This window comes from Virgibacillus sp. LDC-1 (assembly GCF_030137545.1).
Classification (GTDB): Bacteria; Bacillota; Bacilli; order Bacillales; family Amphibacillaceae; genus LDC-1.
The window spans coordinates 188,808-214,690 of sequence record NZ_JARUVL010000002.1; the positions used below are offsets into that span (position 1 = coordinate 188,808).

General features: G+C 38.2%; 26 protein-coding genes. 8 read left to right on the forward strand and 18 right to left on the reverse strand.

The genetic code is table 11. The features are described from left to right. Nucleotides 1–86 precede the first annotated feature (86 nt). Nucleotides 87–818 carry an MBL fold metallo-hydrolase gene (locus tag QBK89_RS02705; RefSeq protein WP_284139469.1) on the reverse strand — a complete coding sequence of 244 codons (732 nt, stop codon included), beginning with the start codon at nucleotides 816–818 and terminating at the stop codon, nucleotides 87–89. A gap of 151 nt (nucleotides 819–969) precedes the next feature. On the opposite strand from QBK89_RS02705, the gene yhfH reads away from it, so the two are divergent. Next, nucleotides 970–1,095: a protein YhfH gene (gene yhfH, locus QBK89_RS02710; RefSeq protein WP_443089746.1), complete on the forward strand. Its 126-nt coding sequence runs from the start codon at nucleotides 970–972 to the stop codon at nucleotides 1,093–1,095. 214 nt (nucleotides 1,096–1,309) lie between these two features. After that, nucleotides 1,310–3,121, forward strand: a complete 1,812-nt coding sequence (gene pepF, locus QBK89_RS02715; RefSeq protein ID WP_284139471.1) for an oligoendopeptidase F — start codon at nucleotides 1,310–1,312, stop codon at nucleotides 3,119–3,121. Between the two features lie 76 nt (nucleotides 3,122–3,197). On the opposite strand, the gene hemY is transcribed toward pepF, so the two are convergent. The 4 genes from hemY to QBK89_RS02735 form a co-directional block, all read right to left on the reverse strand. Then, nucleotides 3,198–4,595: a protoporphyrinogen oxidase gene (gene hemY / locus QBK89_RS02720; RefSeq protein ID WP_284139472.1), complete on the reverse strand. Its 1,398-nt coding sequence runs from the start codon at nucleotides 4,593–4,595 to the stop codon at nucleotides 3,198–3,200. Beyond that, nucleotides 4,595–5,530, reverse strand: coding sequence for a ferrochelatase (gene hemH, locus QBK89_RS02725; protein WP_284139473.1), 936 nt, complete (start codon nucleotides 5,528–5,530; stop codon nucleotides 4,595–4,597). Before hemH ends, hemY begins: the two co-directional genes overlap by 1 nt. A 31-nt stretch (nucleotides 5,531–5,561) precedes the next feature. Continuing rightward, nucleotides 5,562–6,596: a uroporphyrinogen decarboxylase gene (gene hemE, locus QBK89_RS02730; protein ID WP_284139474.1), complete on the reverse strand. Its 1,035-nt coding sequence runs from the start codon at nucleotides 6,594–6,596 to the stop codon at nucleotides 5,562–5,564. Between the two features lie 140 nt (nucleotides 6,597–6,736). Further along, complete coding sequence (locus QBK89_RS02735) at nucleotides 6,737–8,911, reverse strand: transglycosylase domain-containing protein (RefSeq protein WP_284139475.1); 2,175 nt, start codon at nucleotides 8,909–8,911, stop codon at nucleotides 6,737–6,739. A 187-nt stretch (nucleotides 8,912–9,098) separates the two neighbouring features. Between QBK89_RS02735 and QBK89_RS02740 the strand changes: the two genes are divergently transcribed. Then, a complete protein-coding gene (locus QBK89_RS02740; protein ID WP_284139476.1) occupies nucleotides 9,099–9,584 on the forward strand; it encodes an antibiotic biosynthesis monooxygenase family protein in 486 nt (161 codons plus the stop codon). A 221-nt stretch (nucleotides 9,585–9,805) separates the two neighbouring features. On the opposite strand, the gene QBK89_RS02745 is transcribed toward QBK89_RS02740, so the two are convergent. The 7 genes from QBK89_RS02745 to QBK89_RS02775 form a co-directional block, all read right to left on the reverse strand. Further along, complete coding sequence (locus tag QBK89_RS02745; RefSeq protein ID WP_284139477.1) at nucleotides 9,806–10,285, reverse strand: thioredoxin family protein; 480 nt, start codon at nucleotides 10,283–10,285, stop codon at nucleotides 9,806–9,808. Between the two features lie 15 nt (nucleotides 10,286–10,300). Beyond that, the gene (locus tag QBK89_RS02750) at nucleotides 10,301–10,714 is read right to left on the reverse strand and encodes a disulfide oxidoreductase (RefSeq protein WP_284139478.1); all 414 of its coding nucleotides are present in this window, start codon (nucleotides 10,712–10,714) and stop codon (nucleotides 10,301–10,303) included. Between the two features lie 73 nt (nucleotides 10,715–10,787). Continuing rightward, entirely contained in the window at nucleotides 10,788–11,426 is a 639-nt protein-coding gene (locus QBK89_RS02755) for a response regulator (RefSeq protein WP_284139479.1), read from the reverse strand. 40 nt (nucleotides 11,427–11,466) lie between these two features. Beyond that, entirely contained in the window at nucleotides 11,467–12,504 is a 1,038-nt protein-coding gene (locus QBK89_RS02760; protein WP_284139480.1) for a sensor histidine kinase, read from the reverse strand. Between the two features lie 12 nt (nucleotides 12,505–12,516). Further along, nucleotides 12,517–13,272: a cell wall-active antibiotics response protein LiaF gene (gene liaF, locus QBK89_RS02765; RefSeq protein ID WP_284139481.1), complete on the reverse strand. Its 756-nt coding sequence runs from the start codon at nucleotides 13,270–13,272 to the stop codon at nucleotides 12,517–12,519. A 13-nt stretch (nucleotides 13,273–13,285) separates the two neighbouring features. Next, on the reverse strand, nucleotides 13,286–14,521 hold the full coding sequence (locus tag QBK89_RS02770) for an MFS transporter (protein ID WP_284139482.1): 1,236 nt from the start codon (nucleotides 14,519–14,521) through the stop codon (nucleotides 13,286–13,288). Between the two features lie 88 nt (nucleotides 14,522–14,609). Then, nucleotides 14,610–15,251 (reverse strand): phosphatase PAP2 family protein, encoded by a 642-nt coding sequence (locus tag QBK89_RS02775; RefSeq protein WP_284139483.1) that lies wholly within the window; start codon nucleotides 15,249–15,251, stop codon nucleotides 14,610–14,612. Between the two features lie 99 nt (nucleotides 15,252–15,350). Here QBK89_RS02775 and QBK89_RS02780 point away from each other — a divergent pair, with 99 nt between their 5' ends. Both QBK89_RS02780 and QBK89_RS02785 read left to right on the forward strand, forming a co-directional pair. Then, entirely contained in the window at nucleotides 15,351–15,785 is a 435-nt protein-coding gene (locus tag QBK89_RS02780; RefSeq protein ID WP_284139484.1) for a ferritin-like domain-containing protein, read from the forward strand. Nucleotides 15,786–15,954: 169 nt separating this feature from the next. Further along, nucleotides 15,955–17,133 carry a M20 family metallopeptidase gene (locus QBK89_RS02785; RefSeq protein WP_284139485.1) on the forward strand — a complete coding sequence of 393 codons (1,179 nt, stop codon included), beginning with the start codon at nucleotides 15,955–15,957 and terminating at the stop codon, nucleotides 17,131–17,133. Nucleotides 17,134–17,299: 166 nt separating this feature from the next. On the opposite strand, the gene QBK89_RS02790 is transcribed toward QBK89_RS02785, so the two are convergent. Together QBK89_RS02790 and QBK89_RS02795 are read right to left on the reverse strand one after the other, a co-directional pair. Next, nucleotides 17,300–18,514: an ABC transporter permease gene (locus QBK89_RS02790; RefSeq protein WP_284139486.1), complete on the reverse strand. Its 1,215-nt coding sequence runs from the start codon at nucleotides 18,512–18,514 to the stop codon at nucleotides 17,300–17,302. After that, nucleotides 18,507–19,250: an ABC transporter ATP-binding protein gene (locus QBK89_RS02795; RefSeq protein ID WP_284139487.1), complete on the reverse strand. Its 744-nt coding sequence runs from the start codon at nucleotides 19,248–19,250 to the stop codon at nucleotides 18,507–18,509. The genes QBK89_RS02790 and QBK89_RS02795 overlap by 8 nt, the downstream gene beginning before the upstream one ends. A 569-nt stretch (nucleotides 19,251–19,819) precedes the next feature. Between QBK89_RS02795 and QBK89_RS02800 the strand changes: the two genes are divergently transcribed. The 3 genes from QBK89_RS02800 to QBK89_RS02810 all read left to right on the forward strand — a co-directional run bounded on the left by QBK89_RS02800 (nucleotide 19,820) and on the right by QBK89_RS02810 (nucleotide 21,592). Next, nucleotides 19,820–20,251: an HIT family protein gene (locus QBK89_RS02800; RefSeq protein ID WP_284139488.1), complete on the forward strand. Its 432-nt coding sequence runs from the start codon at nucleotides 19,820–19,822 to the stop codon at nucleotides 20,249–20,251. Between the two features lie 234 nt (nucleotides 20,252–20,485). After that, nucleotides 20,486–21,007: a tryptophan transporter gene (locus QBK89_RS02805; RefSeq protein ID WP_284139489.1), complete on the forward strand. Its 522-nt coding sequence runs from the start codon at nucleotides 20,486–20,488 to the stop codon at nucleotides 21,005–21,007. A 225-nt stretch (nucleotides 21,008–21,232) separates the two neighbouring features. After that, nucleotides 21,233–21,592, forward strand: a complete 360-nt coding sequence (locus QBK89_RS02810) for a YtxH domain-containing protein (RefSeq protein ID WP_284139490.1) — start codon at nucleotides 21,233–21,235, stop codon at nucleotides 21,590–21,592. 101 nt (nucleotides 21,593–21,693) lie between these two features. On the opposite strand, the gene QBK89_RS02815 is transcribed toward QBK89_RS02810, so the two are convergent. The 4 genes from QBK89_RS02815 to QBK89_RS02830 all read right to left on the reverse strand — a co-directional run bounded on the left by QBK89_RS02815 (nucleotide 21,694) and on the right by QBK89_RS02830 (nucleotide 25,735). After that, nucleotides 21,694–22,626, reverse strand: coding sequence for a glycine betaine ABC transporter substrate-binding protein (locus tag QBK89_RS02815; protein WP_284139491.1), 933 nt, complete (start codon nucleotides 22,624–22,626; stop codon nucleotides 21,694–21,696). 68 nt (nucleotides 22,627–22,694) lie between these two features. Then, complete coding sequence (locus tag QBK89_RS02820) at nucleotides 22,695–23,615, reverse strand: glycine betaine ABC transporter substrate-binding protein (RefSeq protein WP_284139645.1); 921 nt, start codon at nucleotides 23,613–23,615, stop codon at nucleotides 22,695–22,697. Nucleotides 23,616–23,685: 70 nt separating this feature from the next. Then, nucleotides 23,686–24,543 carry an ABC transporter permease gene (locus QBK89_RS02825; protein WP_284139492.1) on the reverse strand — a complete coding sequence of 286 codons (858 nt, stop codon included), beginning with the start codon at nucleotides 24,541–24,543 and terminating at the stop codon, nucleotides 23,686–23,688. Then, complete coding sequence (locus QBK89_RS02830; protein WP_284139493.1) at nucleotides 24,536–25,735, reverse strand: quaternary amine ABC transporter ATP-binding protein; 1,200 nt, start codon at nucleotides 25,733–25,735, stop codon at nucleotides 24,536–24,538. The genes QBK89_RS02825 and QBK89_RS02830 overlap by 8 nt, the downstream gene beginning before the upstream one ends. Nucleotides 25,736–25,883 lie beyond the last annotated feature (148 nt).

The window sequence follows — 25,883 nt, forward strand, 5'->3', positions numbered from 1 at the left end:
TAATAGAAAGTAGCGACGCAATCAAAGAATTCTCATTTTCTCCATACAAAATATACCATACTTTTATGCGAAACCAATTCTACATCCTACTTTTGCCAAGTAAACCCTTTACAGGCGAGATGCACTCTACCATTATAATCACGCTTCGCTTCTTGCGCGAGCTGCGTTTGTTCACCATACTGTGGCAGATGACTGAGTAAAAGCTCGTGTACACCAGACGCTTGTGCAATCATTGCTCCTTCTTTACTGTTCATATGGCCAGCTTTGGAACCATCCTGTTCCGCATAGAAATTACAATCGGTAATTAATAAGTCTGCTCCTTTTGAAAACGGAATCCATTCCTTCTGATAGCTTGTATCTGCTGTATAAACAATTGTTCTCTCGCCATCTGATATTCGCATTCCATAACATGGGACTGGGTGAACCGTCTGTAAAAAAGTTATTGAAAATGGACCAATTTCTAAAACACGGGTAGGATCATATGCAATTCCTTTTGTGCATTCGTGTGTCAAAACGGAAAACGCCGCAGCATCCTCCCTATGACCATAGATTGGAAGTACACGCTTATCTTCTGTTAAATAGGAATTTACGAGCCATGCATATTGTAGCACACCAATATCTGCTATATGATCCTGATGATAATGGGAGAGGAGCACTGCATCAATCTCCATGATTTCTTTATAATCCTGTAGACAAGATAATGCTCCACTACCTACATCGATTAATAAACTAAATGAATCTTTTTCTAATAAATAACAGGACGTTGCATTGTTTTTTGCAGGATAGCCACCCCAATGGCCGACAACGGTTAATTTCATCTAATCATTCCTTTTTTAAAATTTGTTGTAACACAGTATTGACACATCGCATATTGTTATAATACAATACAATTAACATTTGTTATAATACAGAAAAACATAAAGTTTATTGTTATGATACAATCTTACGAATAAGGAGGCGTGTAACATGATGAACGTTATTGAATTTTTCAGGAATCTCCCAAAGAAAAAGTGTCAACAATGCGGTAATGAGATGCATGAACAAGCTGACTGCTATGGAAATATTTGTTGTGAATGCGACCACCCAGCTCGCTAGCCTGTATCATTCCCCTATATCTAAATCATACCATGTATACTATCTATCTGTTATGAAACAGCTATTCTAAAATAGCTGTTTTTTTATTAAGACTATCATTAAACACCCTCTCCCTTTTAAAAGCTATAGATGAAAAAAACAATATTCACAACCTTTAACATATGATAATATTTAGAGTAACGAAATATTTTTAATTTTGGAGAGGAGAATAGATATGAGCGATTTAGCTTCAAAAAGAAAGAATCGAAAGGAAGTAGCACAAGCACAAACATGGGATTTATCAGACTTATTTCCTTCTCATGAAGCATGGGAGCAGGAATTAAAAGCGATTCAGGAAGAGGTTACATCAATCACCGCGTATAAAGAAAACGTAACAAAAAATGCACAAGCCTTGTTAAGCTGTCTCCAGGCGCTAGAGAATTATCAAGAACGCTTGATTCGCGTTGCTACATATGCAAGTTTACGAGCTAGTGCAGACGGTAGTGATGCAAATAATCAACGTGATTCCGCAAAAGTTGCTACAGCAATGGCTCAAATCAGTGCAGCGCTTTCGTTTGTAGAGGCTGAGCTTCTTACTCTTTCAGAGCAAAAAATAATCCAATATTTACAAGAAGAACCAAAGCTAAAGCTCTTCCAAAAGACACTGCTAGATACACTTGAAAAAAAACCGCACACCCTAAGTCCAGAAATAGAAGAAACCCTCGCAGCTTTAAGTCAGGTGCATGATGCACCATATATGATTTATGGAAGAAGCAAATCTGCTGACATGGAATTTGACGCGATTAAATCTACCGATGGAAAAACGTTACCGATGTCCGCAGCACTTTACGAGGATCGCTATGAATTTGAAGCAAACACGCACATTCGCCGTGCTGCTTATCAATCTTTTACCAAAACATTGAATAGCTATAAGCACACCTTTGCAGCAACTTATGCAACAGAGGTATCAAAGCAGGTAACCCTAGCTAAATTGCGAAACTATCCTTCCGTTACAGACATGTTGTTGCATTCACAGCAAGTATCAAAAGAAATGTATGAGCAGCAGCTAGATGTGATTCTAAAGGAACTTGCACCACATATGCGTCGATATGCGAAATTAAAAAAGGAAAAGCTCGAGCTTGATGACATGCATTACTGTGATTTAAAAGCACCACTAGATCCAGCTTTTAATCCTAAAACAACGTATCAGGAAGCTACGACAACGATTAAAGAAGCATTAGCAGTAATGGGGACGGAATATAGTGACATGATTCATAAAGGCCTTAGCGAACGCTGGGTTGATTATTGCGATAATATTGGAAAAGCTACTGGTGCTTTTTGTTCAAGCCCGTATGGCGTTCATCCGTATATTCTTATCACATGGACCGATACAATGCGAGGTGCTTTCGTCCTTGCTCATGAGCTCGGACACGCAGGTCATTTCTATCTTGCAGGGAAAAACCAATCTCTAAGTAATACACGCCCATCTACTTACTTTGTCGAAGCTCCTTCTACCTTAAATGAGCTATTATTAGCAAATCATTTACTTGCAAAAACAGAGGATAAGCAGATGAAGCGTTGGGTCATCACACAGCTATTAGGAACGTATTACCATAACTTTGTTACCCATTTACTAGAAGCTGAATTTCAGCGTCGTGTCTACCAGCTTGCGGAAGCTGGCACACCGTTAACTGCTGATGTTCTTTCTACGCAAAAATACGATACACTGCAAGCATTCTGGGGAGACAGTGTTACATTAGATGCCGGAGCTGGTCTTATATGGATGCGACAGCCTCACTACTACATGGGCTTATATCCATATACGTACTCTGCTGGACTAACCGTTTCTACAAATGTTGCCAAACAAATCCAGCAAGAAGGACAGCCTGCCGTAGATCGTTGGCTTCAAGTATTAAAAGCTGGTGGTACAATGAAGCCGTTTGACTTAATTAAAAAAGCAGGCGTTGATATGTCAAAGCCTGCTCCGATTCAAGAAGCAGTCGCATATGTTGGCTCCCTGATTGACCAATTAGAAGAAAGCTACTAACCATTTAAAAAGAAGTCAGGCAGATCATCGATGGTTGATGAACTGCCTGACTTCTTTTTTTGAAAATATAAAAGGATTATTCTAGAAAACCTAATACAGCCTTTACTGCTTCTTCTCCTTGCTCCATACAATCTGGTAAGCCAATTCCTTCATACGAGCTTCCTGTTAAAAACACGCCTGGCAGCTGTTTTTTCGCTTGATTTCGTATCTCGGATATCCGTGCTAAATGCCCCACGTTATATTGTGGCATTGCATTTTTCCACCGTGTTACAACATAAAACTCTGGAGCTTTTTGGATGTTCATCGTTTTACGTAAATCATTCAACACGATTTCCACCATTTCCTCATCAGAAAGATCCACTGCTTCTGGATCATTCGGACGACCGACATAGCAACGCACTAACGCCTTTCCTTCTGGGGTTGAATTTGGCCATTTCTTATGTGTCCACGTACATGCAGTAATTCGAAAATCACTGTTTCTTGAAACAACAAACCCTGTGCCATCAATATCTTGGGTAATGGCAGATTGATCAAATGCGATTGCAACATTTGCAACAGACGTTGCTGGCATTTCATGAAATGCTTGAAAGAAATCATATTGACTAAAAATAGTAGGCAAGCTGTGATGAGGAGTTGTCATAATGATTGCATCTGCGTTATATACCTCACCATCACTTAATAAGACGCCATAGCCTTGTTCTTTTTTCTCGATATGGTTAACAGCTACCCCTTGTATAATATCTACTTGATCTAACTGCTTTTCTAACTGCTCCACAATCGATTCTAAACCGTTTTTTAACGATAAAAACATGCCAGGTTTTTTTCCTTTTGGTTTTGTCGGCTTTGGCATCGTTTTCTGCAAGCCACGAATCAAGCTACGATGCTTTTGCTCTAAATGGTAAAAGTTTGGAAAAGTTGCCATCAAACTCATTTCATCAATATCTCCAGCATAAATTCCCGACAGCAATGGCTCAATTAAGTTTTCGACCAGTTCATCACCAAACCGATGCCGAAAAAATCCACCCAAAGATTGATCCTCCACTTCCTTACCTTTTGGAAGTAAAAAATCCATACCGGCTCGAAGCTTCCCAATTGGTGAGAAAATACCGGAAAACAAGAACGGCTTTACTTGGGTAGGCACCCCCATAAATGCACCACTTGGCATTTTATGAAGCTTTCCATTCACTAATATATAGGATTGCCCTGTACCATTACGAACAAGCTCTTCTTCCATTCCTAATGCCTTTACTAGCTTTACTGCAGGTGTTTTACGTTCTAAAAAAGAGTCGGGACCTTGTTCAATGATAAAGCCGTCCTTCCGAGTTGTTTTCACTTTACCACCAAGACGATTACTAGCTTCCACTAATTTCACTTCATATGGAAGCTGCTTTTCCTGAATTTCTTGCTGCAAATAAAAAGCTGCCGTTAATCCTGTAATACCGCCACCAGTGATTAAGATTTTTTTCTTCTCCATTATGCTTCACTTCTTACTTTATCTAACACAACATTCGCTAATGTAGCGATGAATTCGGGCTTTACATTGGGCATTTCCGGGCGATAATAATTTGCACCTATTTCATCACAAACAACCTTACATTCATAATCATTATCGTATAGTACTTCCAAGTGATCAGCGACGAAACCAACTGGCGCATAAACAAAGGACTCGTACCCTTTTTGTTCATACAATTCCCGTGTTAAATCCTGTACGTCTGGTCCAAGCCATGGATCAGGTGTATTTCCTTCACTTTGCCAGCCAATTTCATAGTGTTTAATGTCTGCTTTTTCTGCAATTAATTTGGCTGTTTCTTTTAGCTGCTCTGGATATGGGTCTCCATATTGCAAAATTTTCTCAGGCAAGCTATGTGCAGAAACGATGAGCACCGCTTTTTCCTGTTCTGCTTCCGTCATTTTCGCGTATTGCTTCTGAATGTTATCTGCCCAATATTGAATGAATCCAGTAGCAGCATACCAGCTTTCTACAGATTGCAATGTAATGCCATGCTTTTCTGCTTCTTCCTTCGCACGTGTATTATAGCTTTTCACACTAAACGTAGAATAATGTGGTGCAAGCACAATTGAAACAGCTTCTTTTACACCATCATGAGCCATTCTTTCTACGGTATCTTCGATAAATGGGTGGATATGCTTTAATCCAATATATACGGTAAATTCATACGTATCCTGTATCGCATTTAATTCCGCTTCTAATGCACCTGCTTGATTTTCCGTGATTCGCGCTAATGGAGAAATCCCCCCAATTGCCTTGTAGCGATCTTTCAAATCTTGCAACGCTTCTTCGGATGGCTTTCTTCCGTGACGAATATGTGTGTAATATGGTTCTATGTCTTCTTCTTTATATGGCGTTCCATAAGCCATGACAAGTAATCCCATTTTCTTTTTTTCCATTTTCTACACCTCTACTCTCTCGTTTTTAAGGTTATCTAGCAGAATATGCATGCACTAGATCGGTAAGCTTCTTCAATGTCCTTGGATCAATATCAGGTGTTACACCATGTCCTAAATTAAATACATGATGGCCATCCTTGATCGACTGATCCAAGATTTTCTTTGTTCGACTCTCAATCGTTTCCCAATCAGAAAGTAAAATTGCCGGATCTAAGTTCCCTTGCAGCACCTTTGTCACACCTAATGCCCGGGCTTCTTCGATAGAAGTACGCCAATCTAATCCAATGACATCTACCGACAAATCATTCCATTCTAGTAATAAGTGACTCGCACCGATGCCAAACATGATTAATGGTACATCTTGCTTTTGTAGCTCCGCAAAAATGCGTGTCATAACAGGTTTTATATAGCTTCGATAATCACTTGCATTCAAAGCACCAACCCAAGAATCAAATATTTGAATTGCCTTCGCTCCTGCTTCAACTTGTGCTTCCACATATGTAATTACCATATCTGCTAACTTATCCATTAGCGCAAACCACGCTTCTGGATTTTTGTACATAAACGCTTTTGTTTTCGCATAATTTTTTGATGGTCCGCCTTCAATCATATAGCTAGCTAATGTAAACGGAGCACCACTAAACCCTATTAATGGCACATTCAATTGTTCATTCGTTAAGATTCGAATGGTTTCTAGTACATAGGGAACATCCGCTTTCGGATTGATTGTCCCTAATTTTTCTATATCCTCTAAACTACTGATTGGATTATGAATGACTGGACCAATTCCAGATTTAATTTCTACGTCAACACCTAAGGCTGGTAACGGAGACATAATATCCTTGTATAAGATAGCTGCATCTACATTATAATGTTCAACTGGTAGTCGTGTTACATAAGCACAAAGCTCTGGTTGATGTGTAATTTCAAATAAGGAATACTTCTTTTTAAGCTCACGATATTCCTTTTGAGACCGTCCAGCCTGGCGCATAAACCATGCTGGTGTATAATCAGTTATTTCCCCTTTGTACGCTCTAATAATTGTATCGTTTATCTTCCTTGACATGCCATCCACCCTTTTTTTAACGCTTTATTTAGCTTCTATCAAAAGATTAAAAGCGTATTTTTCTTTACCTAATTATTAACTATAGCTATTCAAACCATATGTGTATAGTAAACGCTGTTTTTTGTCATGAATTTGTCAAATCATAAAGCTAGTTCAACCGTTTGAGAATGGGCTCCTTCAAGTTTTGTTAATGGATCATATGGAACGACATAATACGCGTTCTTTTTCCAAGCAGATAATCCAGTTAATGTGAACATATGCTTCCCTTCTACTTCGCCAACCTTTTTATCGATTCCTTCTTGCTTTCTATATATACGGTAAATGACCCTTTCGTCCTCAGATCCTTCCCAAGTAAGCTTTGCTTTTAATAAAGCGAATCCTCCAAAAACATGCTCCGCTTTAACGTGTTTTATTTCCGGAAGTATAATGGGATCTTCTACCTCCTCCACATCTGCTGGTTGTGCAAATGCAGCTTTCTGCGGGTGGGTCTTATCCATTTCTGTCAGCATCGCTTTCGTTAATGTAGTCGGAAACGAACTACCACCAGTTAAATAGTGATGCTCATCGGATTGATCATAGCCCATCCAAAGCGCTGTCACGTACTCGGGGGTATAGCCGACAAACCATGCATCCTTTGTTTTTCCTTTTGCTAACGGATGCCCTGTTGATCCAGTTTTTCCTGCTAATGCCTTATGATAGGAACCGCTTTGACCTGTGCCATTCTGAACCACCGCTTCAAGCATTCTCGTCATATTCCAAGCAACCTGTGGAGAAAACACCTTCTTTTTCTTTACATCAGTTCGTTTAACTAATGTATTGTTCTTATCATAAATCTGATCGATTGCTTTTGCTTGAACAAAGGTTCCATTGCTTGCAAATGTACCATACGCCTCTACCATTTGTAATGGGGTTACTCCATCACGCAAGCCTCCAAGCGCAATTGCTAAGCCTTCATCAGGAATAGAAATATTCATTTTTTCCAAGTAATCTTTACTATACGGAATACCAATTTGATTTAAAAGCCATACCGCTGCAATGTTTTTAGAGTCTTTTATCGCGTTATACATCGATACAATACCTTCATATTTCCCATCACTATTACGGACAGCATAATCTTCAATTTCCATCTTTTGGTCGGTTAACAAAGAATAAGGACCATATTCCCCACGCATCATTGCAGGTCCATAAACAGCAATTGGCTTTAAGGTAGAACCTGGCTGCCGTTTAACGAATAGTCGATTGAGATCTCCAGCTTGATAGTTCCTTCCACCTATTGCAGCAACAATGCTTCCCGTCTCAGCTTCTGTCATGACAAAAGCACCTTCAACCCCTTTGCTATTGCCTGGGAAATAATCCCCTTCCTGCATACGCTTATAAGCAATTTGTTGTAGGCTATCGTCCACATTTACTATAATTCGATATCCCCCGCGGCGAAGCTCGTTGATGGATAGCTTATAGGATGCAGCAGCTTCCTTCGTCACTATGTCGATATAGCTAGCCATCCACGGTTTTTCTTTCGTAGATTGAACTTTTAAGCCGAGCGTTTTTCCTTGTTCCTTGAGACGGTCTTCCGTTGAAAGCATCTCCATATCTTCCATTGCCCGCAATACGATATTTCTTCTTTTTAACGCCTTATCCGGATGGTTGATCGGAGAATACCCATTTGGTGCTTTAGCGAGTCCAGCTATTAACGCCGCTTCGCTAATTTCTAGTTCTTTAGCTGTTTTTGAAAAAAATTTCTGTGAAGCTGCTTCAATACCATACACACCATGACCGAAATAAATCTGATTTATATATAATTCTAAAATATGTTCTTTCGACAAATGACGCTCTAAATAAATCGCCGCCATTACTTCTTTTGTTTTACGCATCCACGTTTTATCATGGTGTAAAAATACGTTTTTAGCGAGTTGTTGTGTAATCGTACTCGCCCCTTCTACCTTACTCCCAGCAAGTATATCTCTGTAGACAGCGCGAGCTACTGATTTCATATCGACACCTGCATGCTCATAGAAACGACGGTCTTCGATCGCAATAAATGCTTTTTTTACATGATCAGGGAGCGTTTCGATATGGATTGGTATTCGATTTTCTTCATAAAGCTTGCCGATTATCTCGCCATCTTCTGATTCTATTGTCGTTACCGCATCTTGAATCATTGCTTCTTCGTCTACCACAAGCTTACCGCCGAATAAAATAAAAAGGTATCCAGCTAAACTAAGGATAATGATCATGCTAAGGAGCGCAATCGGAATTTTTACTTTTGCAGGCGTATTCTTTATAAGTTTTTTTATGCTTTCAAACCACTTTTTCATCCATTCACCTCTGGACAATTTCAGATCACCATCTGTTATTATACGACAAATTTCAACATCCATAAAGCAATAGGGTTTATCAAATAATAATAATTATAAAATTGAAAGTGAATGCTTATTGCAGGTTACAATGTATACTAATGTTAGTAAAATTAGGGTATGATGATAAGAAGAGGAGGGGATCAAAATGAAAGCTTTTATGACAAATGGAACCTATCACTTTCTTAAAAAGCTACAAGATAACCATCCGCATTTTCACCTTTATTTCATGCGTAATGATTCAAGTACGTTAGCGTACTATGAAGCAGACAACAAACAACTATTTGCCGCTGGGAGAGCCTACGACATCTTACTTTCAGTAGGAACGCTAAACGAAAAAGGGTATATTGTAATGAACAATATACCTGTGACAGAGGACGGACAGCCCGTTTTTGAGAATCGTTTTAAAAAGCGGCAACATGATATAATCGCTTTCCCAGGATTTCAAGCCTTTCGACTCTTAAAGCCCGTTAAAGGAAATACGTATGTCGTGTTAACTCAGTGGGCTTCTGAAAATGACTTTGAAAATTGGAAGAACTCTGAGCAATTTCAAGAAGCGCATCAAGGAAGGAAGCCAGCCTATTTTGCTGATCGCCCCTTCCTGACAAACTATCATATGATAAAAGAAGAATGAGGCTTTGTCTCCACCTCATTCTTTGATCGTTCCAGTCCGTTCGTCGCAGTGCAGGCACCTACACTTTTGATCCGACTAGTTTCTGTGCCTTGCGACTTGCGTACTTCACTCTCCTCTGTACGATAAGTCAACATCGCTTCTCTTCGTTCTTCGTGTTTCCTTTATCTCCGACGGCTCGTTCCAGTCCGTTCGTCGCAGTGCAGGCACCTACACTTTTGATTCTACTCTATGATATTTTCGGTTAGGAATGCTCGAAATGATTCTTCGGGTTGCTCACCGCTTATTCTCGCAACTTCTTTTCCGTTTTCATAATGGACAAGTGTGGGAACTCCTTCTATTTCGTACAAATCCCACAATGTCTTAAATTCTAATAAGTTCATCTTTTTTATATCGACATTCATTTCCTCTGCTAATGGAACAAGGACAGGAGTCGTATTTTGACAATAGCTACATGTTGGACTATAAAAATAAACTGTCACATCCTCTTTATTATCCAGCTTCTCTTTTAGCGCATCTGGTGTAATCTGATTCTGGTAGTTAGGGTCGTCCAATTGATTTACAGTTGCCTGATCCAGACCTTCCTTCCCGTAAGGATTTTCATTGTCGTCCATCGTCTTATTTGTTTTATAATCATTAACAAAGTATAGTGCTGCAAACAAGATAACAATAACTCCAACAATCATGAGCATTTTCTTTTGCATAAATAGTGCCTCCTTCTAGTTCTTCTTAAGTAAAATATGGGTAATGAAAATAATCAAGAATGCAGTTCCCGCTAAAAAGGGAATCGTTATAAATCCTAAATAATTCACGTATTGCACATTACATGGAATCAAGCCACATGAATCACTTGCTTCTTGTAATGCTGGTAATTTTTGTATCAAGTAATGATAGATTGAAATGAGTAGCCCTAGTCCACTTAGCAGTATACCTGGCAAAGCGATAATCTGCTTTTTCTTCCACAATGCAACACCATAAATAATGACTAATGGATACATAAAAACACGCTGAACCCAGCATAGCTCACACGGAATAAAACCAGCAATTTCAGAGAAGTACAAGCTACCTGTTGTCGCTAACAATGCTGTTATCCACATAATTAAAAGTAGGTTTTCCTTCTGTTTTGAAATCATCCACTTTTCCCCTTACCTTTTTTTCTCATTTAAATTATACAAGCCGATTGCAAAAAAAACAAAAAAGAGGAAACTATTCCTCTTTTTCAAGCAAACGATTTCGATGTACATATACGGCTGCCTGCGTTCGATCATGTACCTCTAGCTTCGAAAGAATATTACTTACATGCGTTTTCACCGTTTTTATTCCAATATAAAGCTGTTCGCTAATTTCTTGATTTGTCATCCCATTTCCGATACATAAAAGCACTTCCATTTCCCGGTCTGTTAGCGCGTCATGAAGTTTTTTCTTTTCTGCACGAAAGCTCGTCATCATCTTACTTGCCACCTTAGGCTCGATAACATTTTCTCCATTTGCAGCCTTTTTAATTGCAGTGACAATTTCATCAGCTGAGGAAGTTTTTAATATGTAGCTAAACGCACCTGCTTCAAGAGCTGGAAAAACCTGTTCGGCATCATAATAGCTCGTTAAAATAATTATTTTGCACTCTGGGAAGGATTCTATTACTTTCTTTGTCGCATCAATTCCTGTTCCATTCTCCATAATTAAATCCATCAATACGACATCAGGCTTTTCCCGTAAAATTAATGCTGCCCCTTCTTCCCCGCTTGTCGCCTGTCCTATCACATCAATTTCCTCATCTAGAGATAAGTATGCAATAATCCCTTTTCTAACTACCTCGTGATCATCAACAACCATTACTCGAATCATGTGCTTTTCCTCCCCTGCTTTCGTGTACACTTACTCCTCTTTAACATGGAATTCGAATATCTATATAGGTTCCTTCATCAATATTCGATTTAACTACAAAAGTTCCTCCTAGTTCTTCACTTCGTTCCCGCATTGTTTTCAATCCATACGACGTTTTTTTATCCGCATCCAAACGAATATCAAAGCCTTTTCCATCGTCTCGAATATGAATAAACAATTCATTCGAACGCTTAGCTACGTCTATTTTTACATTCGCTGCCTGTGCATGACGAAGAATATTGGATAACGATTCCTGTATGATGCGAAATACATGTTCCTCTGTCGTTGGATTTAACATTAGATTTTCCTCAATCGAAACGTAAAAAGCGATTTGACATTTTCGCTTTAATTCATCAATTAGCTTGTGAACACCTATATCTAATGGATCGCCTGACAAATGAACTGGGCGTAAATGAAGCAATAATGCACGCATTTCCGTTTGTGCCTGCAGAGCGGTAGCTGCTACTTCTTCCATTTGATTTTTTGCTAATTCGGGACGTTTATCAAATTGTTTAACCGCTGCTTCAGACATCATTGTTAACGCGAAGAGCTGTTGACTAACTGCATCGTGCAAATCACGTGCCAGCCTTTGTCTTTCTTCAATGACAGCCGTTTTGTGTGCTGACTTTGCAAATTCTGATTTTTCATCTGCCATTCGCTGTAAAGACTTTACTTGATTTTGCAATTTCATACCAAGCTCGTTTAATTCATTCCCAATTCTTGTTATCTCATCATCCTCATTAAAATGAATGCTTGATTGGTAGTTTCCGTTTGCAAACTGGGTTATTAAAACGGAAATAGAATCTAGTCGTGCTTTCATATTACCACTTGATAGAAAGCCAACGTAAAAAGATAGGAACAGACCGAGTAAGATTAAAACAGCAATAAACACAAAGATACTGGTTTTATTCAACCAAGAAGGTTCAATTAAAACGTATATGGTTAGCAGCACCGATAACAAGGTAACTGTAATTAAAAACAATCCATATAAATGAGAACGAATATAGCTATAACGTATACTATTAAGTCGTTTAATCATATCCATTTCCCCCTACACATAATCAACGCGAATGGACCCAGCCTTCAGCTTTAGGGTGAATTCTAATTTTTGTGTCGCACCTTCATAATGGGTCGTTTCAAATACAAGTGATCGGTTTATTCCATCAACTTGATTTCCGACAACATCAATATCTCCTGCTTTTACATCAGCAACCACTCGAAATTCAACGTTTTCTGGAATCAAAATATGGATATCCCCTGCAAGTGCACGGATATTAATCGGAATCTTTTTTTCTGGAATAAATGCTTTGGAAAAGTCTAAATAAAAATCTCCAGCCATTGATTTTAATGCCATCGGTTCCGCCTTCCAATTTGGTTTATTAAATTCATAGTCTCCAAATGAAAAAGAAGTGTATTTTTCATGTTTGTCTTCATTTTCACTTTTGTTCGTTCCAATATAGAAATGTGGATTATTTTTTCCTTTTATAAACAGAAAGCCAAAATAAACAATTAATAATGGCCAAAGCTTGAAAACATCTTTAAAAATAAATTCAATAACTCCAAAACGGTCTAAAAAAAGTAACGTACCGAATATGAAGAGAAAGGATCCACCAATCATACTTCCACCTTTATATACAATGCTTTCAAACATCCACTTTATTCCAAATAGGATGAAAAGTATTGGATATAAATACAGCCATATCTGCTTCATATTAAATGTTGTGATACCGATATTCTCTAAAACAAGCATTATTCCTGCAATGATTAATATCAAAGCTATCAAATAACGAAAGAACCCTTTCCGCATGTCGCTCCTCCTCTCAGGATGTGAATGAGATAATTTTTTTGTTTTTTAGCATATAGAGTGCCAATATCGTTACAATAATTCCACTAACGATAATAATGAGTTGAATACTTAATCCTAAAGCGAGTAGAAACGATGTACAAACATAGGATACCGGTACAAGCCCAGTAGAGACCGTCATTAAAAAGCTCATCATCCTACCAAGCATCTTTTTATCTGTTGTTTGTTGAAGCATTGTAATTAAAGGGATATTCACAATTTGGGTAGCAATCGACATCAATAGTACAATTGCTGCTGTCCATATCAGACCCGTAGAAATCCCCGTAGCTGTAAATAAAACGCCTAAAACAATTAAACTACCAACCATCGCTTTCCCTGGCTGTTTCAAGGTGATTGCTGCTAGCAAGATTGCTCCAATCATTGCTCCAATCCCCATTGAAATTTCGACAATCGCCAGACTAACAGCACTTCCTTCAAAAACATCCTTTACAATAACAGGAAGGCCAATAGAAAGTGGTCCTGCAAAGAAAAAGTTTAAGAAAAAGGCCATTGTAACGATGGCAATAACCAATTCATTTTTTCTTGCGTATTGAAAGCCTGCTTTTAAATCCTGCCACGGAGACGCCTGTGCTTCTTCTTTTTCTTCTTTTTTCACTCGGATAGCTAGTACAGACATTGAGGCGAGTAAAAGCATGACGAATGCTACAGAAAATACGCCTTTAAATCCTAACAGTGCAATTAAACTTCCTCCAATTGCAGGTCCTAAAATGGGACTTATTTGCATTGTCATTTGAATAAAGGAATTTCCACGTTGTAGCTGCTCTTTTTCTAAAATTCTCGGGGTTAACGAATTTAGCGCTGGGTAGCTAAATGCATCTGAAATCCCAAACAAGGCCGCTAAAACAATTAAGTGTATAGCTGTCACAGTGTCTAACCAAATAAATGCTAACAGTACTGCAATTAGGATTGCTCTTGAAAGATCCGAAAGAAACAGCACTGTTCGTTGATTAAATCGATCGGCAATGATTCCACCAACTGTCAAAAACAACAGCCTAGGAATCGAAGCTGCAAAAAACAACATGCCAAAGTAAAACCGATTATCATTCAACGTTAGCATGAGCCACTCCACCCCAATTAAATAGACATAATAACCAGGTGAAGATAAAAGTCCGCCAATAAATAATAGTGAAAAATTTCTATTTCGAAATAAAACGTGTTTATTTTCCTTTGCATTCTCCTTTATTGCAGTCATGGTAGACACTCCTTTTTCATTAACTACCTTTATCATACAGTGAGGTCCACCATCGCAAAACCATCCTTAGAAGGCTTTTTTCTCCGCCTTAAGACGGAGATCGAAGTCGATTTACATATTCATATAGTTGAATGAGCCCGTAGAACAATAAAAATCCAAATAAAAAGCCTGCCGCTACATCTGTTAAATAATGGACATTAATCACATAACGGCTAATTCCAATTAGAAAAATAAGTAAGGCAAAAAAGAATTGTACGCCAAAAGCAATTTTAGCTGATTTTATTTTTTTAACAATAAAATAAGAAAGAAGTCCATAACATACCATGGAAGTCATTGCATGACCAGAAGGAAAGCTGAACCCTTCAGCATTTGCTTCAACTAGGATGGTAGGTCTTTCTCGCTGTACGAGGAATTTTATTACATTATTAAGGAAGTGGCTGAGCAATGTTCCTCCTGCAAAAACAAGAGAAGGTAACCAATCACGATTCACTCCCATTAAAAGGAGGGCAACACCGATTGTAAATGGAAGAATAAACGGTCTTGATCCAAATTCAGTCATAATACGAAAAAACGTATAGATCGACGTATTCTCCATTTGAACAACAAAGGAGCGTGACCATTGATCAAGTAATGGTAGTTCACCATTGATAATTTTCACAATCCAAATACCAACCATGAATAAAGAAAATCCAAGTAAAATATAGATCATTTGTCGCTTGCGAATCATCATCTCATTCCTCCTCCATTACAACTATACCTTATTTCATGTTTGAAAAAAACAATAGTGGGAATGGTTATATAGAACTATAAAGTAAAGGTGGAATAAACTATGGACAAAGAATTAAAGAACTTAATTGACGGATTAAATGAAGATCTATCGAATGAGTATGCTGCAGCGATTCAATATACGTACAGTGCATCTGTTGTATCTGGATTGTATCGGTCGGCACTGAAGCCTTTCTTTGAAGCCGAAATTACGGATGAGTTAGAGCACGCGCTTTATTTATCCGAGAAAATCAAATCATTAGGTGGTACACCAACGACAAAGGCAGCTTCTGTTCCTCAACCTACCGATGTGAAAGAGTTACTAGAAGCTTCCCTTCAATCAGAGGTTGCAACAATTGAACGTTATGAGGCACGGAAAAAACAAGCAGAAAAGCTAGGCTACACAGAACTAGTTGTGAAACTAGAGGACCTTATTTCAGATGAAACCCATCATAAAGAAGAAATTGAACGCTTACTTGCAGACCCTAGGTTTTCTTAAATCAAAAATAAATTATTTATTCTTTATTTAAAGAGGCTGCGACAATTCAGTAGTATTTTGTCGTAGCCCCTTTACTTTTATTTCAACCTTCATACAACTCTAAAAATTGCTCCCTTTATTGTTTTAACCATGCTATAATAATTAGAATTTAACAACGGGGAGGAATTTTATGCTACACGCTATCCATCAAGCTATTGATCAAGCTTTTCCAGATATGGTCAGCATCCGCAGATATTTACACCAACACCCTGAGCTTTCTTTTAAAGAATTCAAAACAGCTGCCTACATCGCTGAATTTTACGAACAGCTTGGAATACCTTATGAAACAAAGGTAGGTGGCAATGGAGTTATTGCAAAGCTAACAGGAGGAAAGCCTGGAAAGACGATTGCGCTCAGAGCTGACTTTGATGCACTTCCCATTCAAGATGAAAAAGACGTTCCCTATAAATCAACGGTTCCAGGTGTGATGCACGCATGTGGACATGATGGCCACACCGCGATTTTATTAACATTAGCAACGGTTATGAAAAAGTTTCAAGATCAGCTGCCTGGGACGATCGTATTTCTCCATCAGCATGCTGAGGAATATGCGCCAGGAGGAGCAAAGCCAATGATTGCCGCAGGAGCACTGCAAGAGGTAGATGCAGTTTTTGGTACACATCTATGGGCAACTGTCCCACTAGGCACCCTTCAAACTGCTAAAAATATCCTCATGGCAGGAGCAGATCGATTTGAAATAACGATTCAGGGACAAGGTGGACATGGTGGTTACCCACACGAAACAAAGGATGCGGTCGTTATTGGCGCGCAGCTTGTCACTCAATTACAACAGATAGTTAGTAGAAAAATCGATCCGTTGGACACTGCTGTTGTTACGATTGGTGTTTTTGAAGCTGGGAATACGTTTAATATTATTGCAGACAAAGCAAAGCTCGTAGGAACGGTCCGCTATTTAACAAAAGAAGTACAAGAAAAGATCATTGTGATGATCGAGCAAATTGTTTCAGGTACCTGTCTTGCACATGAAGCATCTTATAGCTTTCATTATGAAAAAGGCTATCCCCCACTAACAAACCATGCAAGTGAGGCAGAACTTGTCATGAAAGCAGCAAAAGAAGTAACGGAGATTAATCAAATAGAAGAAGTAATTCCGGTCATGGGTGGAGAAGATTTCGCCTATTATTTAATGGAAAGACCAGGAGCATATTTTTTTACAGGGGCATTAAAAGAAGGAAACGAATACCCTCACCATCACCCGCGCTTTGATTTTGATGAACGCGCAATACCGATTGCTGCCAAAGCATTAATTCAAGCATACTTTTCTTATCAGCAGTATAAAAGCGAATAACAATCATCTTAAAAATCAATGCTTTTCGAATATAATAAAATGAAAGAAGTCAGGACGTTTATCTAAATTGGACAGTGACCCCATACGATTTTCCATGCTTATCTTTGGGGGCAGTCCCTATCCATCGATATGCCTGACTTTTTTCTTTATCGGTGATTTTTCCAGCTCATGCTGCCAGCTTTCTTCTTATATAAGTAGGAATGAAGGTAAAATTAAATGCCATTCCGGAAACAAATATTATGACACTTCCAGCATAAGCTTGCACGAGGACAAAAGCGAGACTAAACAAAACCGTTTGGACTGTAGCTAAAAGCAAAATCCACTTTTTTAATGCATGTTGCCGAACGCTTTGATCAAGTGGGTAAAGATCTAACCACATAATCGTTCGATGATGCTGATATAATGTCATCATTTGAAAGCTACTCATATAAATAAATAATAATGCAAGTAACACCTGCATCCAAAGATTAGGCACATAAAAGATAATGAGCGCACCAATAACAACTAATCGGATATACATTCCTAAATAATCGCCACTTCGTACAAAGGTAAGCCGATATAAATAATCATAGGTAGAAGCTTTTTCAAAAGGAACATTTGCGATTAGACGAACGAGCCAACTTCGCTTCCGAACTCGATTTTTCAAATGCGGAACATCTGTAAACATATTCGCAAGCCGATAAAAAGCTTGCATGCGACTTTGTTCTTTCTCAATGAGAAAATCCCATGCCAATCCAGCTTGCTTTCGAGCAAGGGATAAATCATATAAAAACACGGCAACAAATAAAACAGTGGAAATCGTAGCTAATGGCATATTTCCGATAATAAGAAAATAAAAGGTGGCACCATTCAACATAAAGCGAGTAATCGTATCTATCGTACGAATGCTTTTATCTCGAATTCGTAGCATCCACCAGTTTGCCAGTAAATTCCACCCTTTAAATACTAACAAAACAAGAATCGTCATTAAATACATGCTGCCACTTCGCTCCGGATAAGCTGCAAAATATAACGGACCTAAAGCAGCACTTACAAACAAAACAATGTAAAGCTGAATAATAAAGCTATACAGAAGCACATTACGGAAGTATAGTCCCATGCGATGCTCAGCCGCGATAAGAAATACTAAATCTGGCTCTTTTAACAATGTGCGAACTGGACTATAGCTTGCAATCAAACCAAAAGCGATACCAATAATCCATGCCGCTGGAAAATCCTCTGGAAGCACAGCAAGCCATTGTTGATAATAATATGCCGCTGCTGAGATGAAAAATAACATGGCAACCGCAATATGTCCATTAAAAATATAGCGTAGATAACGACTCGTTTCTTTCATATGTGCGGAAAAACGTCGTTTAAAAAAAGCTTGTGAATCAAACATTGCCATCTTCCTTTGTCAATTGTACATATAAATCATCAAGCGTTGCTTGAGGCATTTGAAATTGTTCTCTTAACTCTTGTAACGTGCCATAAGCTCGAATTTCGCCATCGTGTAAGATGACGAAGCGATCACAATAACGTTCAGCTGTTGCCAAAATATGCGTAGACATTAGCACACCAGATCCTTTTTGCTTCATATCATCCATTAGCTTCAAATAGGACTGGATTCCAAGCGGATCTAATCCCACAAACGGCTCGTCCACAATATAAAGTGGTGGCTCAATTAAAAATGCACACATAATCATGACCTTTTGTCGCATTCCTTTGGAAAAATGAACCGGAAACCAATTAAGCTTTTTTTCCAAGCGAAACTCTTTTAGCAGTGGTGGTAATCGTTTTTCAAAGACATCCTCTGGGATATTATACGCCATCGCTGTTAATTTCAAGTGCTCATGTAAGGTTAATTCATCATAGAGAATCGGCATTTCTGGTATGTAAGCTATTTGATTTCGGTAACTAGCGGCATTTTCTTGAAATGTCTTCCCATTTACAGAAATGGTACCTTTTTTCGCCTGCATCAGACCAATAATATGTTTGATTGTTGTACTTTTTCCAGCACCATTTAGTCCAATTAATCCGACAATCTCGTTCGGATTCACTTGAAATGAAATGCCATGTAGTACGTTTTTATGTGTATAACCTCCAACAAGGTTTTCAACTTGTAATAATGGTTCCACTTTGTTTCCCCCTAGCTATTCACTTGTATCAAATTTTATCATTACTAATCAAAAAATCCAAAAGAATCCATCTTACAAAAATCGACAGGTTCAAATTTTTTTAAAAAAAGCGTGCATAAAATTATACGCAATGCTCAAACTACCTAATGAAGATCGAGGAAGGTGATTCACTTACCAGAAACGTGTAAACACAAATGAGGTGTTAGTGTTGGCGTATGAATATGCTTCACTACAGTAAAAATTCGTGTCAAACACAAATGAGGTGTTAGTGAACGGAAATCTAATGCGATAAAACTTTTTTGTCAGACATTATCTCTAGGGCAATGAGATACTGACAAAATGGTTTTTGTAACCAATGCTAAGGAGCATACGCAAATTAGCCTGTTGCAAGTCCCCAAACATTAGTTTATTCAACCACCTCCTCTTTCTTCATAAAGCAGACTGGTCCTTTTGGGCCAGTCTGTTGCTCTGTAAAAATCTTTTATCTTGGAAAGTATTAACACTATCCTTTACATCATGATGCTAATCTCATTACAATAGAAGAAACAAATAAAAAAGGAGCGAGTAATATGGCGCATGATGATTGTATTTTTTGTAAAATTATTCAAGGTGATATTCCATCTGCTAAAGTGTATGAAGATGAATTTGTGTATGCGTTTCTAGACATTAGCCAAGTAACAAAGGGACATACACTCGTTATTCCAAAAACACATGTCAAAAATATTTATGAAACTTCCGAAGAAATTGCTCGGGAGCTATTTACACGCGTACCAAAAATCGCCAATGCGATTAAAAAAGCTTATCAGCCAATCGGCATGAATTTACTAAACAACAATGAAAAGCCTGCCGACCAATCGGTTTTCCACTTACATTTGCACCTCATCCCTCGTTATGGAGAAGGAGATGGTTATTCTGCAAATTGGACTGTCCATCAAAGCGATTATTCCAGCGAAGATTTACAGCAAATTGCCAACGATATCCATCTCCAAATACAAGATTAAGTACCTGAAGCGGTATATCTATCGGTAAATAAACATACATGCAACCACTAAATTACATGGTGAATAAATAAAGTGAACGTAATATCAGTATCAGAAAATTAATACTTTTTATTTACCGGGTTATTTGCTATAATATTACATAAGTTCCGCAGCTGACAATGAGTGTACAGTTGGGAACGAAGCTTTCCACTTCTGGAGAGCAAATTTAGAATAGCTGAGGAGAGATGAGGAGAAATGAAGACTAGAGTATTGGTGATTTTATCGTTGCTTGTAGGGATTGGAGCCGTATTACATGCTGTCGTACCACCTATTTTATTTGGGATGAAGCCGGATATGCTCCTTTCAATGATGTTTTTAGGGATTATTCTATTCCCGAAACCGAAATATGTTATTCTGCTTGCAACCGTTACTGGAATCATGTCAGCATTAACAACTAGCGTACCAGGTGGACAAATAGCAAATGTCATTGATAAGCCTGTTACAGCATTCTTATTTTTAGCAGTTTATTTAATTTTCGGCAAACGATTCAATGAAAATATTAGTGTTCCAATACTAACTGCCATCGGAACGATTATAAGTGGGACTGTATTCTTAAGTGTCGCACTGTATATTGTTGGATTAATGGAAGGCGGGTTTCTTGCCCTCTTTATCGGGATTGTTCTACCAGCTGCATTGGTAAATACGCTTGTTATGATTGTCATTTATCCAATTGTTACTAGTATTCTAAAAAGAACACAGCCGATCACGACATCCTAAATCCATTTAAATATTTCACATATCCTCTGGCAGAACTATTTGTCCGGGGATTTTTTTCTCCAAACAATATATAATGGAAGTAGAGCCTGTGCGCATACTTATAATTTAAAAATATTAAAAGCATACATCTATATGCGCCCCTTAATTTCTAACGTTTTTTTTAAAACAGGTTTCATAGACCAGGAAATAAAGGTAAAGATAAAAGAACGGGAAAGGAGCGGTTTTATGTCTAAAGGAAAATCATTATTGCTAGGATTCTTTGTTGGAGGCGCAGTTAGTGCGACGGCGACTCTTTTGAGTACACCTACATCCGGAAGAGAATTACGACACAATGTAAAGCAGCAAGGACAGGATTTAATGGAACTACTCGATAACTTAAAACGAGATGGACTACGTTTAAAAAAACAAATCACGGAAACCTCTAAAGAAGGTGCAGCACTAATTAAAGATTTAACAAAGGAAATGAAAACTTCTGTTGAAGAATGGAAGGCTTCTGTGGAGCCGCACCAAGCAAAAATCCATGAATATCTGGAGCAAATTGAATCCAGCTTAAAAGATTTAGAAGAAAAAGTGAAATCTAAATAGAAGAAAAAAAGCAGACAATTCATGTCTGCTTTTTTTCTTGGAATAAAGATTTTATTCGGAAAATTATTAGTAAATCTGTAGATCAACTAGCTTCAATCCGCTTATTTTTTAGCCTCTAAATCTTCGATGGAATCAATATCCATGTAAGCTGGAACAACTAATCCGATTTTAGCACCCTTCAGATTCTCACCTAGGTCATCAAATTTATCTTGATACTGATCATAAAATTTCTTATGTGTAACAGGAAGCCAGGCTGCCAATGTTGCATCTCCGTCTCCATTTGCAATTGATTCAAAGACAACCGCTACATCAACTGGGGTAATTTCTACTTCAAAACCTTTTTGCTCCATCACATGTTTTAGCACATTAGAAGATGATCGTTCAGAATCCCAAGGGGTAGACACAAGCGTTACCTTAACACCATCAACGTCCTCTACACCTTCTACCCAGGCTGCTACTTTTTCAGGATTGTCGGCTACCCAACGCTTTGCTACTTCAGCAATGTCATCCCCTGTATCCTTTGATTCATACATGATACTTTCCATGTCTTCTACATCCCAATGAAATTGATCGATGAGCTTATAAGCGTTCGGTTTATCTTCCTTTAAACCTTTTCTTGCGAGAGATGCAATTATTTCCTCGCCACCATAAATTTCCTTTGGATCCTCAAGATATTTCATATCGGGATATTTTGCAAATGTCCAATGTGGATTCCAGCCAGTGATGATAATTGGCTCCTCTTTAGCAATTGCCTTATCTAATTCAGCTGCCATGGCCGCTGTTGAGGACTGCTCTAATGTCCACCCTTTTAATGCATCATATTCCTTAATCGCTGTTTCTGTTGTAGCTGTAATCCCTGCCCCTGGTTCAATTCCTGTAATGGTGTAATCCACTGCATCACTAATGCTTTGTTCTTCATTCGATCCCGCTTCGTCTTCTGAGCCGCACCCAGTAATCATTAGCGTGAAAACGATCCCAAGTAATAAGTAAAATATCGCGCGTAACCTCTTTTTAGCAATCATAGTGTTTAACATCGCTCCTTTTTATAAATGAATGAAAGAAAAGGCTAGCATCCGAAGATTACCAGCCTTTTCATATAACTTTACTTCGCTGGTTCCAAATCCTCTATAGAATCAATATCCATATAGGAAGGAACAACAAGTCCAATCTTTGCACCTTCTAGATTTTCTCCAAGGTTAACAAGCTGATCCTTATATTCTTCATATAGGTCACCATGTGTAGCTGGAAGCCAGGCAGCTACCATACCATCTGCCTCGCTATTAGCTACCGCCTGCCACATAATCGCATTATCTAGTGGAGTTAATGTAACGTTATAACCGAGATCTTCTAACACCTTCCCTACAACATGAGTAGAAGAGATTTCAGAATCCCACTCAACATATACAAGCTCAATTTCTTTACCATCTACTTCTTCTACGCCCTCAGTCCATTCTGCAACTTTATCGGCATTATCCTTTACCCAAGCTGCTGCTGCTTCTGCAGGCTTAGCTCCATCTTGAATTTCAAGCATAACCGTTTCCATGTCTTCTGTTGTCCAATTAAATTGGTCAAGCAGCTTATAGGCATTTGGCATGTCTTTTTCAAATCCTTCACGAACCATCGTATTGATTGTTTCGGCTTCTCCAAATACACCCTTAGGATCTTCTAGATATTTAAGATCATATTTTGCGAATTTCCAATGTGGTGTCCAACCAGTAACAACAATTGGTTCTTCCTTCGAAATAGCTTCACCTAATGCTGTTGCCATCGCACCACTTGAGGATGCTTGAACTTCCCAGCCTTTAAGGTTATCATATTCTTCTGTTGCGTTCTCAGCCGCTTTAAATACACCAGCACCTGCTTCAATACCTGTAATAGAATAGTTCATTTCTTCGCCATAATTTACGTCACCGCTATTGTCAGACGAACCTTCTTTTGAATCATCCGATCCACAACCTGCAGCAACTAATGTTAACGAAAGTCCCAAAGCAATTCCGAGACGTTTCCAATTCTGTTTAAACATCATGTAAAATAACTCCCCTTTAAATTTTTTTATTTATATGGAAACTTTTCTTATGAAAAGATACCAACAATTATTCGTCTTTCTTTTCATTTGCACTTTGTGTAAAGCGATCAATAATAATCGCTAAAATAACAATTCCAATTCCTGCTACAAATCCAGTACCAACCTCTGCACGTTGTAAAGCAGATAATACTTCACGGCCTAGTCCTGGAGCTCCAATCATTGATGCAATAACTACCATTGATAGTGCAAGCATAACGGTTTGGTTAATTCCAGCCATTATCGTTGATTTCGCCATTGGAAGCTCTACTTTAAATAATTTTTGCATACCTGTGCTACCAAATGCTTCGGATGCTTCTACTAATTCTTTTGATACTTGGCGGATTCCTAAATTCGTAAAACGAACTGTTGGTGGTGTTGCAAAAATAAGTGAAGCGAATACACCTGGAACCATGCCAATCCCGAAAAATGCTACTGCTGGAATCAAATAGACAAATGCAGGCATCGTCTGCATAAAATCAAGTATTGGCTTTATAATCGCTTCTGCAATTCTACTTTTCGACATTAGTATCCCTACTGGAACACCGATAATGACAGAAAGTAAACTTGCAAGCAATACGAGCGTGAAGGTATCCATTAAGTGCTCCCAAAGTCCTTGATTGTATACAAGCCATAGTCCAACAAAGGAAAATACTGCTAATCCAAGTTTTTTTCCTGTTATAAAAAATGCAATTAATGCAACGACAAGCATAATGATCAGTGGTGGCACAAGCATCAAATTGTCTGATACAAACTCCATGAAGTTTCCAAAGTGTTCCTTAATTGGTTCGAATAAAAATGCAAATGTATCGGTAATATCTTTTGTAAATTCTTTTGTCCAATCTGCTATTGGTATTTCGGGAATAAAATCAAGTAATTTATCAAGCATTGTCCAAATTCACCTCACTATCTCCGGCAAGTGCAGCAATTACCGCCCCACGGACAATAATTCCCGCCAGTTTTTCATCTTCTACAACAGCTACCGGAATCGGTGAACCATTAATAATATTGAAGATTTCATTCATAGATGTATCTTTTTCAACACGCTTAATATCTGTTCGTAATATAGCATGTAAATCACGTGTATCTTCTTTTTTTGCAGATGATGCATCATCTGCCGTAACATATCCTTTTAAATTACGTTTACTATCGACTACAAGAATGCTAGAAATCCCTTCTTCGCGCATTCTTTCTAAAGCAACTCTAGGACCATGTCTTTCAATATTAATTGTTTCTGGACGCTTCATAATATGGGATGCTGTTAAAATCTTAGATCGATCTACATCCTCTACAAATTTTTCTACATAGTCATTTGCAGGGTTCACGAGAATTTCTTCTGGTGTTCCAATTTGCACGATCGAGCCATCCTTCATTAATGCAATACGATCTCCAAGACGCAATGCTTCGTCTAAATCATGTGTAATAAAAATAATCGTTTTCTTCATCGTTGCTTGCAAATCAATCAGTTCATCCTGCATTTCCTTCCGTATTAGTGGATCTAATGCTGAAAATGCTTCATCCATTAACAATACTTCGGGATCATTTGCTAATGCACGAGCGAGACCAACACGCTGTTGCATACCACCAGATAGCTGATCCGGCTTTTGCTCAAGATATCCCCCAAGTCCAACCATTTGCAATGCTTCTGTTGCCTTTTCTTGTCTTTCTTCCTTCGGCACATTTTGAATCTCAAGTCCAAATTCTGCATTCTCTAGAATCGAACGATGTGGGAATAATGCAAAGCGTTGAAACACCATGCTCATTTTTTTACGGCGAACATTGCGCAAATCTTTCTTATCCATATTTGATAAGTCTTCACCATCAATAAGAATGCTTCCCTCTGTTGGCTCAATTAAACGATTCAGCAATCGTACCAACGTGGATTTCCCACTTCCAGAAAGCCCCATAATAACAAATATTTCTCCTGCTTCAACAGAAAAAGAGGCACGATTGACACCAACCGTGTTTCCGGTTTGTTTTAATATTTCATTTTTGGATAAACCCTGATCAAGCAGCTTTAATGCTTGCTTCGGATTTTTCCCAAAAACCTTCGATAAGTTTTTCGCTTCTATAATCGGCACGTTTTCACTCCTTACTCATATTCTTCTAATAATTATTATCGTTGTAATTTCCGATCTTCGTTCAACAGAAATATAATTCCTCTTTACTAGGATAAAAGTTTGATAGATTTTTGGTCGAACGTCGGTTAGCTTACCTCTATAACTATAT